Origin of the sequence: Corynebacterium tuberculostearicum, assembly GCF_046097465.1 — a bacterium.
GTDB classification, from domain to species: Bacteria; Actinomycetota; Actinomycetes; order Mycobacteriales; family Mycobacteriaceae; genus Corynebacterium; species Corynebacterium tuberculostearicum_I.
This window is the reverse complement of record NZ_CP175799.1, coordinates 947,003-963,028: the sequence shown is the minus strand read 5'-3', so window position 1 is coordinate 963,028 and position 16,026 is coordinate 947,003. Positions and strand designations below refer to the sequence as shown.

The window sequence follows — 16,026 nt, the reverse complement described above, 5'->3', positions numbered from 1 at the left end:
GCCTCTAGCATTCCATACTCTCTAATGCGCGGTTGCGCTACGTTGTCGCCTAGACTCAACCAAGTGACTATTGCTACCGCTGCCCCATCGCGCCCCACGCACGACACCGTGGCTCCGCCAGCACCCCGCGCCTATCAGTGGGGCAAGGCTGACTGGATAAGCACTAGCGTCGTCGGCGTCCTTGCACTCATTACCCGCTTTGTCGGCCTTACCGCGCCCGTTTCCAAGGGCACGCCCGTCTTTGATGAAAAGCACTATGTTCCCCAAGCCTGGGACATGGTGCGAAGCTGGGATAACCTTTTTATCGGCGGCATTGAAACCAACCCCGGCTACGGGCTGGTGGTTCACCCACCGCTGGGCAAGCAGATCGTGGCACTTGCCGAATGGATCTTTGGTTATTCCCCAATGGGCTGGCGTTTTATGACGGCGCTTTTCGGAGCAGCCACCGTGCTCTTGACGATGTCCCTGGCCCGCCGGGTCTCCTTATCCTGGCAGGTAGCAACCCTAGCCGGCCTCATCGCCGTATTTGATGGCGTGCTCTTGGTCTCCTCCAAGTTCGGCATGCTGGATATCTTCCAAGTCTTTTTCGTAGTAGCCGCCGCCTGGGCGCTCGCCCGCGATCATAACCAGATGCGCGAGCGCCTCCACAACGCGTTTGTGAAGGACCGGATGGGCTCGTCCGCCTTCGGCCCGCGCTTTGGATTCCGCTGGTGGCGCCTCCTTGCAGGCGTCTGTCTTGGCCTTTCCCTGGGCGTGAAGTGGTCCGGGCTGTACTTCATCATGTTCTTTGGCCTGATGTCCGTCTTTAGCGACCTTGCCTTGCGCAAGCGCTATGGGGTACGCCGCTATATCCTCGGCACCCTGGTGCGCGATACCCCTGCTGCCTTGGCCTCCCTTGTGCTCGTGCCGGTACTGCTCTACGCCTGGACCTGGCGGGCGTGGTTTTCCTCCGAAACCGCCGTGTACCGCCATGCCAAGGTGGATGGCACCATCGAGGATGGATCGTGGCTGCTGAACCTGCCCGATTCCTTAGCCGGCTGGTTCTACTACCACTCCTCTGTCCTGGAATTCCACGCCAGCCTGACCTCCTCCGGCGGCCATCATCACCCGTGGGATTCCAAGCCTTGGGCCTGGCTCGTTGCCGCCCGCCCGATCTTGTACTACTCCTCCACCGACCTGCAGTGCGGTGATGGCAGTAACGAATGCCGCAAGATGCTCTACCTCTTTGGCACCCCGGCCATCTGGTGGCTGGTCATCCCGGCCGTGCTGTGGGGCCTGTGGTCGCTCATTATTCGCCGCAACCGCGCCTTTCTTATCCCCTTGGTGGGCTTTGCGGCAGGCTTTTTGCCCTGGCTCGCGGCCTTTGACCGCCAGATGTACTTCTTCTACGCCACGGCTTTTATCCCCTTTGTCATCGTGCTTATTGCGTTAGCTTTAGGCCAGCTCATCGGGCATGGCAGGCCTGTGCGGTGGGGATGGCTGAAGAGCTTGGCCGGCGGCCCCGTACGTTGGGGCACCATCGCCGCCGTGTTCTACCTAGCCCTAGTAGTGGCGATGTTCTTCTACTTCTCCCCCATTTTGTACGGCTACAAGATTCCAGATTCCTGGTACCACTCCATGATGTGGCTGCCGAGCTGGACTTAACCTGGCCAGAGCGGAGTTTATTGCGGCTGCGCGTTGAGGGACTTCCACCACGCGCGCACCAGGTAGCCCTTTTCCGCCGCCCAGGCCCACGCCAGGCTCAGAGTCGCCAGCGCGGTGGCGATAAGGAAATACACCTGCTCAATGGTTACGGTACCCAGCGCTATATCGCGCATGCCAAAGCCGAAGAGGAAGGCAAACATGGTCGCTGAGACTGGGAGCAATCCGGTGACCGCCGCGGGGCGCCAAGCGCTGAAGAAAAGACCACAGGCCATGCCAAAGCGCACTGCCGCGCCCTCCATCAGCAGGTTGGCTCGCTCCGGATCCGCAGTGGGATCCAGAACCTTTCCTTCCTCGCCCAACGGTACGAGCCCGGAGGCGTGCACGATGAGCACCACCGCCCAGATTGCAAAGATTGCACCCATAACCACCATGGCGGCGCGTGCGACCGTGAGGTTAGCTTGGCGCGCGCTCGAGGTACGCCGCCATTCCGGCTCCACGCCGGCCAAGATGACATCAGAAAGATCCGTGGGCGGCGCCATGCCGGAATCCACGGGCTCCACAAAGCTCAGTGAACGCGATAGCGCAGCCGCCTTGTCACGGAAAGCGCGGCATTCGGCGCAGCTTTCCAGGTGAGTATCGATGACGTCCTGAGATAGATCGGAATCTTCGCCGTCCATGTGCGCGGAGATAGCCGCTTGGACCTGACTATGCGTCAACATTGCTGAGCACCCCGTCCATGCTGGCTCTACCGGAGCCAAAAATTACGATCATCAGCAGGGATAACAGCAATACCAGTGGGTATTCGATTCCACCATCGGCAGCAAAAAGCCCGTGGCCCAGGTGCACGAAATACAGGGCACACCCCATGAGCAATGCGAGTGCCCCGGCGACAAAGGTGGTGAGCAGACCGACAACGAGGAATGCACCGCCGGCCATTTCTCCTATGGCGGCGATATAGCCGGAAAGCTGTGGCTGCGGCACCCCCAGGGCGGAAAATTGCCCCACGGTTTCATCCATGCCGGTCATAAACATCTTGTCCACGCCGTGTGCGATAAAGATTAATCCGAGGACCGCTCGAAAAATAAGCAGTGCGGCATCGCGTACGGCAGGTCTATTCATGCTGAACAGATTACCCTGAACCCCTCACCCGATGCGAAGGCAATGGACTACACCCATGCTCCTGGGAAATTCGCCCTTTGGTGGGGGAAGGAAAAGAACTCGGCCGCGCGGGCTGTTTCAATGGGAGCCACGCACAAAAGATAAAAGGAGAACACACCATGAGCGAACCAACTACGCAGTCCGAAGAGCGCACCACCTTGGTCTATGACGATGATGGTCTGGGCCGCCCGCCTTGGGCGATGTCCTCGCCGATGTTGAAGGAGTATTACGACACCGAATGGGGCCTGCCCATTTTCGATGAAGCTGGACTCTACGAGCGTTTGAGCCTCGAGTCTTTCCAGTCCGGCCTTTCCTGGGCGGTGGTGCTCAAGAAGCGCGAGGCTTTCCGTGCGGCCTTTAGCAACTTCGATCCGGACAAGGTCGCCCAATTCGGCGAGGCGGACGTGGAGCGTTTGCTTGGCGACGCCTCCATCATCCGCAACGAAACCAAAATCCGCGCCGCGATTAATAACGCCAAGGCGACCATCGCCCTGCGCGAGGAAGGCGGGCTGGCAGAGTTCATTTGGGCCTACCAACCTCCGGAGAACCTCTACCCCACCGTGATGGAGGATATTCCGAAAAAGAGCTACGAGTCCAAGCTCATGTCCCGCGAACTCAAGAAGAAAGGCTTTCGCTTCGTTGGCCCGGTTACCTGTTTCGCCCTCATGGAGGCCATCGGCATGATTGATACGCACCTTATCGGCTCCCATCGCCGCGGTACCTCCGGCGTGTGGCTGGAGAGCGGCGTGCCGAATTATGGCCTAGCGCAGGAATACAACGCGCTCGCGAACTCGCAGACAGCGGGCGCTGACGAGCTTCACGGCGCTGCTAGCTAGTCCGCCTCGCGCGCTTATCCAGCGCGGCGGGCCGCTAGGTCATCGCGACGGCCATAACCATCGGGCCCGGCGTGCGGGCCGTCAAAGTCGCCGTCCTCACCATCGCTATAGCTCAGCGGAAGGTGCACGAAGTCCGGGCTCTCATCGTCGATTTCCACAACCACGGCGCCTGGGCGGCGCAGATTGCGCGGAATCTTTAGCTCTTCGTCCTCGGCGTTGCGCACGCCCAAACGGGCGCGGCGCAGGTGGCGCACGCGGCGGCGCATCAGTGCCTGTTCCTGGCGTACCTGAGAGCGAAGGGCGATCAAGTAAGCCACGGTGAGCACGCCGGCGACGGCAGCCAACCACCAGGTCCAGCCACCGACCACGATTCCTAGGGCTACCGTGAGTACCACGGCCACGGCCAGCCCCAGCAGGGTGCGCTGACGGCGCTGGTAGCGCGTTGCAGACTTTTCCTTTTCCGCTACCGGGTCCCAGCCACCGCGGCCCAAGCGACGCTGGGCGAACTCGACCTCGTCCTCGGACAAGTCGGTATCCATGCCGGTTTCGTCTGCTTCCGTGGCCGCGGCTTGGTTCTCGGAGCTCTCGGCCTCGTCTACCTCGTCCGCGCTGGCAGCATCTACGGAATCATCCTCATTGACCTCGGCCTTGTCAACGGCGCCCGGATACATGAGGTCTACCGGCGAGGTATAGGTTTCGTCGTAGGCATAGGCATCGTTCGCCACGCTAGAGACAGCCGGGGCGCTAAAGACCTCAGCCTCGGCGGCGGCGACATCGGAGGCTTTGTCCTTAGTGGGCTCGTCCGCGGCGTCGTCCTCGTCCTCCAAGAGCACGTCATCGACATCGTCCGCCTCTGCGGTGTTGGCTTCCTTGTCCGCATCAGCCTGCTGGGAAGCAGGAACCGCAGCTGCCTGGGGCTCGACTGCAGACTCGTCTTCTTCTGCAATCGCTTCTTCCACCAATTCGCCGTCGATGGTTTCTGCCCGCTCCGTGGATTCTTCACCAGCGGTGGAGGCAGATGCAGCAGTAAACGCACGGCTGCCGGTACCGAATGGTTGGGCCTTGGCCCGGCGTGCGGCACCGGCAATAGTCACGGAGCGCGACGAGGACTTGGTGGCCTCGGTATCGGATTCACTGTCGGTAGCGTCTGCAGCCTCGACGACTTCGTAGTCCGCCTCGTCCTCATCGTCACGGCGGTGGACATCGCCGGCACGCAGGCGCGGACGACGCCGGCCGGCGACCTTGCCGGAATCTCCTTCAAAGAGGACCCGGGTATCTTCAAAGGCCTCACCGGTATGGCTCATTGGGCGGTTATTCCTACCCAGTAGCCACGGTGCGAGTACGAAGAGCCACACCACGATGATCGCGATAATCGGCACAGCTGTCGACACGAAAAGGACCTTCCCCTTGAATACAGATGATTACTCCACCTTAAACGGTGAAACCGCACCGTAGCACCCCAAATTCGCGCAAATTACAATGTTGTGACTTATGTGAAAAATGAGGTCGGATTCCCAGCGATTGGGACGCTATTTCACGCCAACCGTCCAGCTTGGCGGAGACGCTCCACCGCCGTAGAGGCAAAGTCTTCTTTCACCAACGCCACGTAGTGGTGGTCCTGCCACGCGCCGTCGATATGCAGATTGCGCCGCAAATACCCCTCATGCCGGAATCCGTTGGCAGCCAAGACGCGACCCGAGGCCGGGTTGTGCTCCAGATAGGTGGCGGTCACGCGGTGCAAACCCACTCGCCCGAAGGCGTGGTCCACGCCCAAGGCGGTGGCCGCCGTAGCCACTCCGGCGCCATGAACCGCGGAATAGACCCAGTAGCCAATCCAGCAATCGCGAATGCTGCCATGCTGAATATTTCCTAGGGTCACCTGCCCGGCGAACTTTCCCTCCACCTCAATGACAAGCGGGATCACCAGCGCCTCACGCGCGGCGGTGCGCAGGTACATCAGGTGATTCCACCACGCCTGCTGGCTATGCGCCGCCGCCCACGGTGCGGCTTGGGTCGGCTCGACCGGGCGGAGGAAGCATTCATCGTCGATGCGCTGACGCCGCCACTCGTGGCCGTCGGAACGCAGCAGGGGGCGCAAACGCATCCGCGCCCCCGAGGGAAAGACAGAAGAGGAGGGAAGCTGGACAATAGGAGTGGATTCCGGCCACCCCGGATGCATGTCATCGGTGGGGCCGGTAGCAGGATGGCGGAACCTATCCGCCGCATTGCCGAAAGGATCGAGCATTAGCTGCGCTGGGTCAAAAACAACACATCAACCACATCGCCCGGGCGGATTTCCGTGACCTCTTCCGGCACGCGAATCATGGCGTTGGCCTCTGAGAGGCCGGCCAAGAGGTGGGCTGGGGCACCTGCGGCACCGCCGAGGCCTTCTACCAAATAGTCCGCAGTTTCGGCATCGCGCATCAGGCGAGCACGGATGAAGCCGCGCCGGCCGGGGCGGGAATCGATGTGGTTCAACGCGCGCGCACGCACCACGCGGCGGTGCGCATTGCGCTTGCCCAGCGCCAAGCGGATAAGCGGGCGGATATATACCTCAAAGACCACGAGCGCGGACACCGGATTGGACGGCAGCAAGAAGGTAGGAATGCGCTCCTCGCCCACCAGTCCAAAGCCCTGAACGGAGCCGGGATGCATGGCCACGCGGGAGGTATCGACATCACCAAGATCGTCGAGGATCTCGCGAATGGCCTCGGCGCCAGCGCCGCCCACCGCGCCGGAGATAACCAGCACCTCGCTGCGGGCAATGTGCTTTTCCAACGCTTCGCGGATGCGGCGCGGCTCGCCCTCCGCAATGCCCACGCGGTGCACCTCCGCCCCGGCTTCACGGGCCGCGGCAGCCAAGGAATAAGAGTTCACGTCAAAACCTGGCCCAGCGCCGGTTCTTGGTCCAAGTCCACCAGTTCTCGGCCAAAGGAGATGATGGTGATGCGCGGGCGCGGATACACCAGCACCTTTGAGCGGCCCACCGCGGCCAGAAGGCCGATCTGGGCCGGCCCTAAAACGGTGCCGGAAGATACGGCGACATCGCCAGGCTGGATATCGTCGCCCACCCGGCGCACAAAGTCACCAGAGCGCACCGGGCGGTGGGCGGTAACGCGCTTGCGGCCGCGGTCGGTCCACTCGAGGGGCAGGACGGCGTCGGCAAGCGTGGGCAATGGCGCACCCGTATATACGCGCACCGCTTGCTTAGGCTGCAGGCGCAGCGGTTGCTTGGAGCCGGCCGGAACCTCGCCCACCACGGGCAGGGAACGCTCTACCTCCGGCTGCGGGGAATCCGCATCCTCTTCGCCCTCGGCGGACTGTTCTTCCTGGTCCTTGTGGCGGCGCACCCGCAGACCCCGCTCGCCGCCGATATCGACGGCGCGCACGGCGTAGCCATCGATGGCCGCTTGTGGGAAGCCTGGCAGGGGCTGGTTAGCCTGAACCTGCTCGGCGCACATCAAACCCAGCGCGTTGGAAATACCGATGCGCACCGGCTCCGGCGTCGTCGCCGCATCCGTTACCAGCGCCAACTGGTCATCAACTGAACGCATAAGGTCTATGCCCGCCCTTTCTTCGCTTCCACGTCCTTGGCCACTGGGAAAATCCCTAGGCTAGGCCGTGCTCGTCCTCATACTCGGCCATGATTTTCTTAATCGCTTTATACAGCGTGGGACCATACTTTTCATCGCGCAGGCCAAAGTCCACGTTGGCGGGGATATAGCCGCCGGGATTGCCCAAATCATGGCGCTTTCCTTGGTGGACTACCACGTGGACGGGCTCGCCTTCCTCAATGAGGAGCTCGATGGCGTCAGTAAGCTGCAGCTCGCCGCCCTTGCCCGGCTTAATACGGCGCAGGGCATCAAAGATCTTGCGGTCCAAAAGGTAGCGGCCGGTGGCCACGAGGTTAGAAGGGGCATCCTCTACCGCCGGCTTTTCCACCATGCCCACGACCTTCTTCACGCCAGGGGCATCGGTATCCTCCACGTCAAAGACGCCGTAGTTGTAGGTCTGCTCGCGCGGGACCTCGAAGGCGCACAGCACGCTGCCGCCCAATGCCGCGCGCACACGCGCCATATCCGCCATGACGATGGCGGGCAGCACAATGTCATCAGGGAGCATGACGGCGAAGGAATCCTCGTCTTCCCCAAGCACCTCTTCTGCAAGGCCCACCGCGTGGCCCAAGCCCAGCGGCTTTTCCTGCTCCACCGCAACGGGGTGAATGATCTGGTTGGCGCGCTTGACCTTGGCCACCTGCTCGTCCTTGCCGCGGGATTCAAGGGTCTCTACCAGCTCGGGGAATGCCTCGAAGTGACGCATGACTTCTTGCTTATCGGGCGCGGTAATCACCGCAAGGCGGCGCGCGCCGACAGAGGCCGCCTCCTCTGCGATGAGTTCGATGCCGGGAGTATCAACAACGGGCAGCAGTTCCTTGGGAACCGTCTTGGTGGCGGGCAAAAATCGGGTGCCCATACCTGCCGCTGGAACTACAACCGTGGTGATTCCGCGGGCGGAATCTTCGCGTTCTATAGCCATGCACAATAGCGTACAACGCCACATTATTTTCCCGTGCACCGCTACGCCGCGGGGTTATGATTTATTTATGACCTCTTCCATCACCGCCAAAAACGAGCTGCGCGCCCGCTTGGTCCAGGCCCGCCGCGAACTTTCCTCCGAGGACCACGATGCTTTCACCGCCGCCGTGCGCAAGCATCTCGAATCCGAGCTCACCGAGTCCATGACCGTGGCCGCCTACTGGCCTTTGGGCTCCGAGCCCGGCGGTGCGGACTTTGTGCCGTGGCTCAAGGCGCATGTCTCCCGCGTCCTCCTGCCAATTTCCGGCGAGAATGGCACGCTGACCTTTGCCGAATACCGCGGCAAGGAAGCCATGCACACTAGCCCATTGGGTTTGAATGAGCCCCAGGGCCCAAGCTTTGATAGCAGCGTGCTGGCCGAGTGCGATCTGGTGCTCGCCCCCGCCATGGCGGTGGATGCCAAGGGCAACCGCATGGGCAAGGGCGGCGGCTACTATGACCGCGCGCTAGAGCCGCTTCCCCACGGCAAGCCGCCGGTTTTCGCCATGGTCTACCCCTCCGAGTTTGTAGACGAGCTGCCTACCGAGGACCATGACCGCAAGGTTGATGCCGCCGTCACCGCAGAGGGCATCACCCGCTTCTAGTTTTTAGGGTGCGGGAACCATGCGCGGTTTCGGGCAGTCTAAAAGAGTATGCCCACTTCGCGTATGCCCCGCCTCGTTTCCACCCTTCGTACCCCTGGCCACCGCCGCGGCGTTGTAGTGCGCCGCGCCATTGCGGTGGCCCTTCTTATTGCCGCGCTGGCTTCGGCCTTATCTGCGGCCAAGGAACTGCCGCGCGTTCCCGTCTTTAGCCGCGATCTGCCTGCGGGCGCGGAGCTGGCGCTTGCCGACGTCGACTTGGCCCGCCTTCCTTCCTCCTCCATCCCCGATTCCGCGGTAGCGGCAAAGCCAGAAGAACTCACCGGCCGCGTTATTACCGCCGCAGCCGGCAAGGGCGAAGTGATTACCGATGCTCGCCTTCTAGGAGAAGAACTTGTCTCTAGCTTGGTGGGCGGCTCCGAAGACGCGGCCGCGCGGATGATCCCGGTCAAGCTCGCCGAGCCAGACATCATCCCCCACCTACACCATGGCGATACCGTGGACGTGGTAACCGCCGTCGATGCCGCCTCCTCCCCTTCTGATGTTGGAGAGGGCGAGGCGCCCACCGCACCCACCGCGCGCGTTATCGCCACCGGCGGGCGCGTGGTGTCAACCTCCAGCGCCGAAGGCGAGGCCTCTTCCTCGACCGTTTTGCTCGCGCTGCCCCATGACCACGCCAATGATGTAGCCGCGGCGTCGTTAAGCCAACCACTCACAGTCGTTATTGTGGGTGACCGCGCCCACCCACAGCAGAGCTAGACCTTTTCAGACACAGCAGTTGTGGTTGGTTACCGGCTGCACTAATGTTTCGCGGTGTCCATGGTTTTTAACTACCCTTAGTTATTCCCAGAAAGGTTTGTGCATATCACCATGCTCAAGGGTTTCAAAGACTTCATCATGCGCGGCAACGTCATCGAACTTGCCACCGCAGTCATCATTGGTTCTGCCTTCACCGCAATCGTCAAGTCCGTGACGGATTCCATCATCCAGCCGATCATCAATTCCCTTGGCTCCGCTGAGGTTGGTGCCGTTGGCTTCCACATCACAGATGCCGAAAACACCTTCGTGGACTTCGGCGCCGTCATCTCCGCAGCGATTAACTTCCTCATCATCGCCGCAGTGGTCTACTTCCTCATCGTCATGCCGATCAACAAGCTCACCGAGGCCGCTAAGCGCCGCCACGGTGTGGACCCTGAGGCCCCTGCCCCAACCTCCGAGGAACTGCTCGCGGAAATCCGCGACCTGCTCGAGGCCCAGAATGTCTCCGATAAGGACATCCCGGGTACCGGAATTGACGGTTCCACCCGCGGCGCTACCGACGCCGATTACGGTTCTACCGGCGGCGGCCGCCACCAGGCCTAATTCCTCCTTCGCTGCCTGCGCAGCACAGAGCCCGTGGTTTCATTCTTCGGAAGAAACCACGGGCTTTTATTTACCTCTGTAGCTACCTACCTGCGGCCGGCCTTAAGCACTAGCCGCCGTAGTGAGGGGGCTGATTTTCTCGGTAGAACTGTTCATCGCGCTGACCGGACTCCCCCTCTGCCGCCACCGAATCCGCGTCATCGACGGTAACGATTCTCTCTTCATCAACACCGTGGGAAGCGGGTACTCCGGGCTTATCAGCACTACGGTCATAGCCGGCAGCATCGGATTGGCGGAATACTCGCCGGCGATTTCTCCGCGACGTCATAGAAAATGCCCTGCTATTACTGGACGCTCGATTGCTGCAGCTGATCAATCAGGTGGTGCACCAGAGGCGCCAAGGTAGCCATGCCATCACGGACCGCAGCACGCGAGGAAGCGAGGTTGACCACGACGGTAGAGCCCGAAACACCCGATAGGCCGCGGGACGTGCAGGCATCCACCGCGCCACAGGCTTGGCCAGAAGAACGCAAAGCTTGAGCCACGCCCGGGACCATCTTGTCAATGACGGATCGGGTAGCCTCCGGAGTCTTATCGCGCGGGCCTACGCCGGTGCCGCCCACGGTGAGAACCAAGTCCACGCCACCGACCACGGCGGTCTCAATGGCCTGGCGGATCTTGGACTTCTTGGAACGCACCACGATGGCGCCATCAACGCGGAAATTAGCCTCCGCGAGCAACTCGCTTACCAGCTGCGAAGTGCTATCGGATTGCTCACCAGGATGATCGGTGACAATAACGATGAGCCCGCGGCGCGGGGCGGCAAGGCTATCCTCCTGCTCGCTTGCCAACAGGAAGGCATCATCGGGTTCGGCAACATCCATCAAGGAATCGCGCTTATTCGCGCTGTCGGGCTGCGCGGAGTCGGTCACATCGTGCTGCGAATCTGGCATTTTTCTCCTTAAGTTAAGGCAGTACGGCCTTATGGCGGGGTGAGGTACGGCGCATTCAGCACCTAATGAGGTCTTGCACAGTAATTTACTCGCCTGAGAGGGTTACCTCTACCTGACGAGAATCATCCGAGTCTTCGCGGGTAACCTCCAAGGTCACCGTCGCGCCAAAGTCCTGCGATCGCGCCGCCGCGATGAGCGCATCAGCGTTTTCAATCAGGCGATCGTTGACGCGGGTGACAATGTCGCCATCCTTCAAGCCCGCCTTATCTGCTGGACCGCCCGGCTCTACCTCGGCGATGCGGGCACCATTGCCGTCGTCGCGCGCTAGCACCTTCACGCCAAGGGTTGGGTGGGAAACTTTGCCGTCATTGATGAGCTCATCTGCCATGCGCTTGGCAAAGTTGGATGGAATTGCAAAGCCCAAGCCAATGGAGCCGCCCTCGCCGGAGGAGTCATTAGACAGCGAAGCAATCATGGAGTTCATGCCCACGATATTGCCGTCTCGATCCACCAGCGGGCCACCGGAGTTGCCAGGGTTTACCGCAGCATCGGTCTGAATGGCGTCAATCAATGAGGACTCGCCACCCTCCTGGGACGCGCGCACGGGACGGTTCTTTGCCGACACGATGCCCGAGGTCACGGTAGCGTTCAGGCCCAAAGGTGAGCCCACGGCCACCACCTCTTGACCCACGGCAACGGAATCGGAGTCGCCGAACTGCAAGAAGGGCAGGTCCTTGACGTCCTTGATCTTCACGATGGCTACGTCCGTATTCGCATCCGAGGCCACCACGTCAGCTTCATGCTTGCTGCCGTCATTCATGGTCACCTGCATCATGCCACCGTGCTCAGCACCGGCAACCACGTGGTGGTTGGTCAGTACATAACCATCTGGGGAGATGACAGAACCGGAGCCTTCAGCCCCACCAGTACGAGTCATCGTCTGGATAGAAACCACCGCCGGCAAAACCTTAGAGGCAACTTCTTCAACGGAACCCTGCTCCGGTTCCTTACCGGTGCTATTGTTGGCCGGCTCAGCCTTGAGGGCTTCATTGACTACAGAGGTATCGTTATTGCCTCCCCCGGAACTCATACCGACCACAGCACCGGCAATCGAGCCTGCGGCGATGGCGGCAACGGCCGCCAAAGCGGTGGCGGCACCCAAGCCGATTTTCTTCTTTTGCTCCGGCTGCGGAGGAAGAGGGGTGACCATCGGGCCTTCCTGTCCCTGACCGCTAAAGCTTTGGGTCTGTGGGCCGTTCGGGTACGGCCCGAGCGAACCTAGTGTTCGTGGGTCATCGCCTTGTGCGCCGCCGCGCGGCTGATTCCAGCCTTGTGAATAGGAGCCAGTCTCTTGTGCCTGCGCGTCAGCGCCACTATAAGGACCAGTGTCGCCGCTGTAGGGTCCAGCATTGCCAGCCACGGCATCTTGCTGGTTGGTTTCTCCAAAGTTCGGACCACCCTGAACCGGCTCGGCCCTACCCGGACCTTCCTGGGACACTCCCTCCGGGGAGTTTCCATCAAAGCCGCGGTAATCGTCATTCCTCATGTTCATGAGAAAACTATGCCTCACTTCGCTTGGTCAAGACTGATACTGATCTGCCAACCTACTAGGAATTCCTGAAAGGTTGCTGTATTACCTCACCAGTATAAACGCTTGTACGCTAGCCCTGATTAAACCAACGCTGCGCAAAGATTTCACCCCGGTCGCTTGGGTCTTCCTTACCACCCGGCAGCCCCTCATGCGGGTCTGCCAAACCGTCCACGAAAATCTCACCCGGCACAGGCTTGCCCGGCAAGATGACTTCCATGCGGGTGCCACCATCATTAGACTCGCGGATCTTGATCGTGCCATCGTGGCGTTCAATTACCGATTTCACAATGGCCAAGCCCAAGCCCGATCCCGGCATGGAACGCGCTTCCGCCGAACGGTAGAAGCGTTCAAAGACCTTCTCCCGCTCCTCCGGAGCAATGCCAGGCCCAGAATCATCAAAGCGCAGGCGCACCTCGTGGGAGGATAGCTGCTCCATGGATACGCGCACCGTGCCAGTTGCCGGCGACCACTTAGCCGCATTGTCCATGAGGTTAAGCGTGGCACGACCCAATGCGAAGGGGTCGCCGTCCAGCTCCCACGGGATAAAGCGCACCAAGAACTCCACATCGGGACGGCGGCGGCGCGCACGCTCCAGCGAAGCCATCATGACTTCACAAAGGTCAACCGGTTCCGGTTCGCGCTCATTGCCGTCCTCGCGCGCCAAATCAACGAGGTCTCCAATCAAGGTGGAGAGCTCATTCATCTGGGACATGACGTCATCTTCGAGGTCCTTGCGGTCCTCATCGCTCATGCCAAAGCCACCACCGGCGCGATTGAGCATCATCAAAAGCTCAATATTGGTACGCATAGAGGTCAGCGGGGTCTTTAGCTCGTGTCCAGCATCGGCTACGAACTGAGACTGCTGCGAACGGGATTCCTGCAGTGCCTCCAGCATCTGGTTAAAGGAGGTGGTCAACTGCGCCATCTCGTCGTTATTGGAGACCTCAATAGGACGCAGGTCGTTGGTCTGCGTCACGTAATCCACCGCTCGCTTCAGCCGGGCGATGGGTTGCATACCGGTTTTGGACACGATGAGGCCTGCAAAAATGGCGAGCACGATACCAAGGGCAACGATAATCAGTAGCACCGTGCCCAAGATGGCTATGAGCTCTTGCGTAGATGCGAGAGACTGAGCGACGACCACGGTAGAGCCGAGATCATGACGCTTGGCCAACACCCGCTCGCCGCCGACGGTACGCACGGAAGTTTCCGTGTAATTCTCCGTCCGGTGGAAGTCCCCGCCCACAGGAATGGTGTCGCCGTAGGAAAAGCTCATGGAGGGCGGTGATAGGGCTACACGGGTGCCAGGGTTATAGGACTTAAAGTCCTCGATTTCCTGGTCCACGTTATCCATGAACCGCGGGTCTTGGCTTTGCCGCAACAAGACATCGGCCTTGGCCTCCAAGCGGTCATCGACGGAGGCGGTAAGGGACATAGAAACTACCCAATACGTTGCCAACGTCATCAAGGCAACGGCTACGGCCACCACAAGGCCAGTAACAGTAGCAAGGCGCCACCGCAGTGGCGCCCGTGAAGCCCAACTCCCCTGACTATCAGAGAACTCGGTAAGAGGGGTGGACTGTGCTTTCCCGGAAGCCACCGCAAGGGAAGCGGGCTTCCTTAAAATCACGGATTAGACTCCCTCAAAACATAGCCCACACCACGGACGGTGTGGATGAGGCGAGCGTCGCCCTCGCCCTCGGTCTTCTTACGCAGGTAGCCGATATAGACCTCGAGAGCATTGCCGGAGGTAGGGAAATCGTAACCCCATACCTCTTCCAGGATCTTGCTGCGGGAGAGAACCTTGCGGGGATTTTCCATCAGCAATTGCAGCAGCGCAAACTCGGTGCGGGTCAAGGAAATGGCGCGGCCACCGCGGCTTACTTCGCGGGTATCGGCGTCAAGCTCAAGGTCCTCGAAGCTGAGCTTGCTTTCCACCGGGGCTTCAGCCGCGATGGAATCTGCAGAGGCACGCCGTACCAAGGAGCGCACGCGGGCCAAGAGCTCTTCCAATGCGAATGGCTTTGGCAGGTAATCATCCGCGCCGGCATCGAGGCCAGCCACACGGTCCGAAACACCATCGCGCGCAGTCAGCACGAGGATTGGACGGTCCCAACCCTCACTGCGCAGGGTGCGGCATACCTCAAGGCCATCCATGTTGGGCATCATGACGTCCAGAATCAACAATTCTGGATTCTCAGCGCGCACCGTCTCGACGGCTTCCAGGCCGTCGTTAGCGGTCAGCACTTCGTAGCCGTTAAAACGTAGGGAACGGCGTAGCGATTCGCGGACGGCTTGTTCATCATCCACCACAAGGATTTTCATAGTCCTAATTATTACTGATGGCAGTCAACTTCATGAAGTTAAGAGAAATATTTACCCCCCATAGCCCCCCAAATACGGTTAAAACATGCTTATAGGAGGTTTCTAAAGCTAAAAAATCCCCGCCCAGCCCTCTAAGGAGAGCGGACGGGGAGATTTAAGAGCGAGCTTAGAACTGCTCTACGTCAACCAGGCCCAGCTTGGCAGCCTTAACCAGGCGGCGCGGGATGCGAACGGTCTGGCCGTCGATGGTGACTTCCTGGAGGGCTACGTTGTCAGCCTTCCACTGGGAACGGCGTGCGTGGGTGTTCGCACGGGACTTCTTAAACTTAGGAGTTGCCATTTTCTACTCTCCTCCTTACGCGTTCTTCTTCTTGCGGCGTGCCATGCCACCGAAGCGCTGGTTGAAGCGCTCGACGCGGCCGGCGGTATCCATAACGCGCTGTGCACCAGTCCAGAACGGGTGGGACTCAGCGGTAACGTCAACGACGATCAGGGGGTACTCGTTGCCGTCTTCCCACTCAACGGTGCGGTCGGAGGAAGCGGTGGACTTGGTCAAAAAGGAGTGACCGGTACCAGCATCGCGGAAGACTACCGGGTGGTAATCCGGGTGAATATCTTTCTTCATATATATTCCCTCAGGGTTGGACTACGGGTCGGTTCCACACGCTTAGTGAGGATCGTGCCCGAGTTGGGACGTACAAATTTCACTCTGTTAACCGCGCGCCGCGTGGCACGGGTCAACAACCTGAATTATCCTACAGTCAACTAACCCATATACGAAATCCCCGACCAGCGGCGACCACACATTTCACTCACGTTTCTTGCATCACGCTTGGCGGCACCCCACAGGCAAACACCACCCCAGCACGGCAAACGGCTCACTTGCCACAGCAAGATAGCGATTAGGTAATTCGCGTCCGAGGCTGTAAGATTTTCCCTTGCTGTTGTCAAAATATACGTTTTACGCCCCGTCTACTGGTG

General features: G+C 60.4%; 17 protein-coding genes and 1 pseudogene. 5 read left to right on the top strand and 13 right to left on the bottom strand.

Going from position 1 to position 16,026, the window contains the following annotated elements; all coding sequences use genetic code 11:
- The first annotated feature begins 24 nt into the window (after positions 1-24).
- Positions 25-1,644, top strand: coding sequence for a dolichyl-phosphate-mannose--protein mannosyltransferase (locus ACKFRX_RS04660; RefSeq protein WP_408919050.1), 1,620 nt, complete (start codon positions 25-27; stop codon positions 1,642-1,644).
- A gap of 17 nt (positions 1,645-1,661) precedes the next feature.
- On the opposite strand, the gene ACKFRX_RS04655 is transcribed toward ACKFRX_RS04660, so the two are convergent.
- On the bottom strand, positions 1,662-2,363 hold the full coding sequence (locus tag ACKFRX_RS04655; protein WP_200435998.1) for a zf-HC2 domain-containing protein: 702 nt from the start codon (positions 2,361-2,363) through the stop codon (positions 1,662-1,664).
- Positions 2,350-2,763, bottom strand: coding sequence for a DoxX family protein (locus tag ACKFRX_RS04650; RefSeq protein WP_049379053.1), 414 nt, complete (start codon positions 2,761-2,763; stop codon positions 2,350-2,352). Before ACKFRX_RS04650 ends, ACKFRX_RS04655 begins: the two co-directional genes overlap by 14 nt.
- Before the next feature lie 158 nt (positions 2,764-2,921).
- Here ACKFRX_RS04650 and ACKFRX_RS04645 point away from each other — a divergent pair, with 158 nt between their 5' ends.
- The gene (locus ACKFRX_RS04645; protein ID WP_179386233.1) at positions 2,922-3,638 is read left to right on the top strand and encodes a DNA-3-methyladenine glycosylase I; all 717 of its coding nucleotides are present in this window, start codon (positions 2,922-2,924) and stop codon (positions 3,636-3,638) included.
- Positions 3,639-3,652: 14 nt separating this feature from the next.
- On the opposite strand, the gene glpR is transcribed toward ACKFRX_RS04645, so the two are convergent.
- From glpR to ACKFRX_RS04625, 4 genes and pseudogenes are all read right to left on the bottom strand, one after another.
- Positions 3,653-5,029, bottom strand: a complete 1,377-nt coding sequence (gene glpR / locus ACKFRX_RS04640; protein WP_408919052.1) for a gephyrin-like molybdotransferase receptor GlpR — start codon at positions 5,027-5,029, stop codon at positions 3,653-3,655.
- 143 nt (positions 5,030-5,172) lie between these two features.
- Complete coding sequence (locus ACKFRX_RS04635; RefSeq protein ID WP_005329133.1) at positions 5,173-5,883, bottom strand: GNAT family N-acetyltransferase; 711 nt, start codon at positions 5,881-5,883, stop codon at positions 5,173-5,175.
- Positions 5,883-7,192 (bottom strand): annotated as a pseudogene (glp, locus tag ACKFRX_RS04630) (gephyrin-like molybdotransferase Glp). Before glp ends, ACKFRX_RS04635 begins: the two are co-directional and overlap by 1 nt.
- A 55-nt stretch (positions 7,193-7,247) precedes the next feature.
- Complete coding sequence (locus ACKFRX_RS04625; RefSeq protein WP_408919053.1) at positions 7,248-8,174, bottom strand: UTP--glucose-1-phosphate uridylyltransferase; 927 nt, start codon at positions 8,172-8,174, stop codon at positions 7,248-7,250.
- Between the two features lie 67 nt (positions 8,175-8,241).
- On the opposite strand from ACKFRX_RS04625, the gene ACKFRX_RS04620 reads away from it, so the two are divergent.
- The 3 genes from ACKFRX_RS04620 (at position 8,242) to mscL (ending at position 10,176) form a co-directional block, all read left to right on the top strand.
- Entirely contained in the window at positions 8,242-8,817 is a 576-nt protein-coding gene (locus ACKFRX_RS04620) for a 5-formyltetrahydrofolate cyclo-ligase (RefSeq protein WP_005329136.1), read from the top strand.
- Positions 8,818-8,865: 48 nt separating this feature from the next.
- Entirely contained in the window at positions 8,866-9,573 is a 708-nt protein-coding gene (locus ACKFRX_RS04615; protein ID WP_373366763.1) for an SAF domain-containing protein, read from the top strand.
- Positions 9,574-9,684: 111 nt separating this feature from the next.
- The gene (gene mscL / locus ACKFRX_RS04610; protein ID WP_040425139.1) at positions 9,685-10,176 is read left to right on the top strand and encodes a large-conductance mechanosensitive channel protein MscL; all 492 of its coding nucleotides are present in this window, start codon (positions 9,685-9,687) and stop codon (positions 10,174-10,176) included.
- A gap of 109 nt (positions 10,177-10,285) precedes the next feature.
- Here mscL and ACKFRX_RS04605 read toward each other — a convergent pair whose 3' ends face one another.
- From ACKFRX_RS04605 to ACKFRX_RS04575, 7 genes are all read right to left on the bottom strand, one after another.
- Positions 10,286-10,504, bottom strand: coding sequence for a hypothetical protein (locus ACKFRX_RS04605; RefSeq protein WP_005329139.1), 219 nt, complete (start codon positions 10,502-10,504; stop codon positions 10,286-10,288).
- 16 nt (positions 10,505-10,520) lie between these two features.
- Positions 10,521-11,129, bottom strand: a complete 609-nt coding sequence (locus ACKFRX_RS04600; protein WP_005329140.1) for a molybdenum cofactor biosynthesis protein B — start codon at positions 11,127-11,129, stop codon at positions 10,521-10,523.
- A gap of 85 nt (positions 11,130-11,214) precedes the next feature.
- Positions 11,215-12,681 carry a trypsin-like peptidase domain-containing protein gene (locus tag ACKFRX_RS04595; RefSeq protein ID WP_408919054.1) on the bottom strand — a complete coding sequence of 489 codons (1,467 nt, stop codon included), beginning with the start codon at positions 12,679-12,681 and terminating at the stop codon, positions 11,215-11,217.
- 109 nt (positions 12,682-12,790) lie between these two features.
- Entirely contained in the window at positions 12,791-14,155 is a 1,365-nt protein-coding gene (locus ACKFRX_RS04590) for a HAMP domain-containing sensor histidine kinase (RefSeq protein ID WP_236587063.1), read from the bottom strand.
- 191 nt (positions 14,156-14,346) lie between these two features.
- Positions 14,347-15,045, bottom strand: coding sequence for a response regulator transcription factor (locus ACKFRX_RS04585; protein ID WP_005323792.1), 699 nt, complete (start codon positions 15,043-15,045; stop codon positions 14,347-14,349).
- 166 nt (positions 15,046-15,211) lie between these two features.
- Positions 15,212-15,385, bottom strand: a complete 174-nt coding sequence (rpmF, locus tag ACKFRX_RS04580) for a 50S ribosomal protein L32 (protein WP_005279913.1) — start codon at positions 15,383-15,385, stop codon at positions 15,212-15,214.
- Between the two features lie 15 nt (positions 15,386-15,400).
- Entirely contained in the window at positions 15,401-15,670 is a 270-nt protein-coding gene (locus ACKFRX_RS04575) for a type B 50S ribosomal protein L31 (protein WP_005323793.1), read from the bottom strand.
- Positions 15,671-16,026 lie beyond the last annotated feature (356 nt).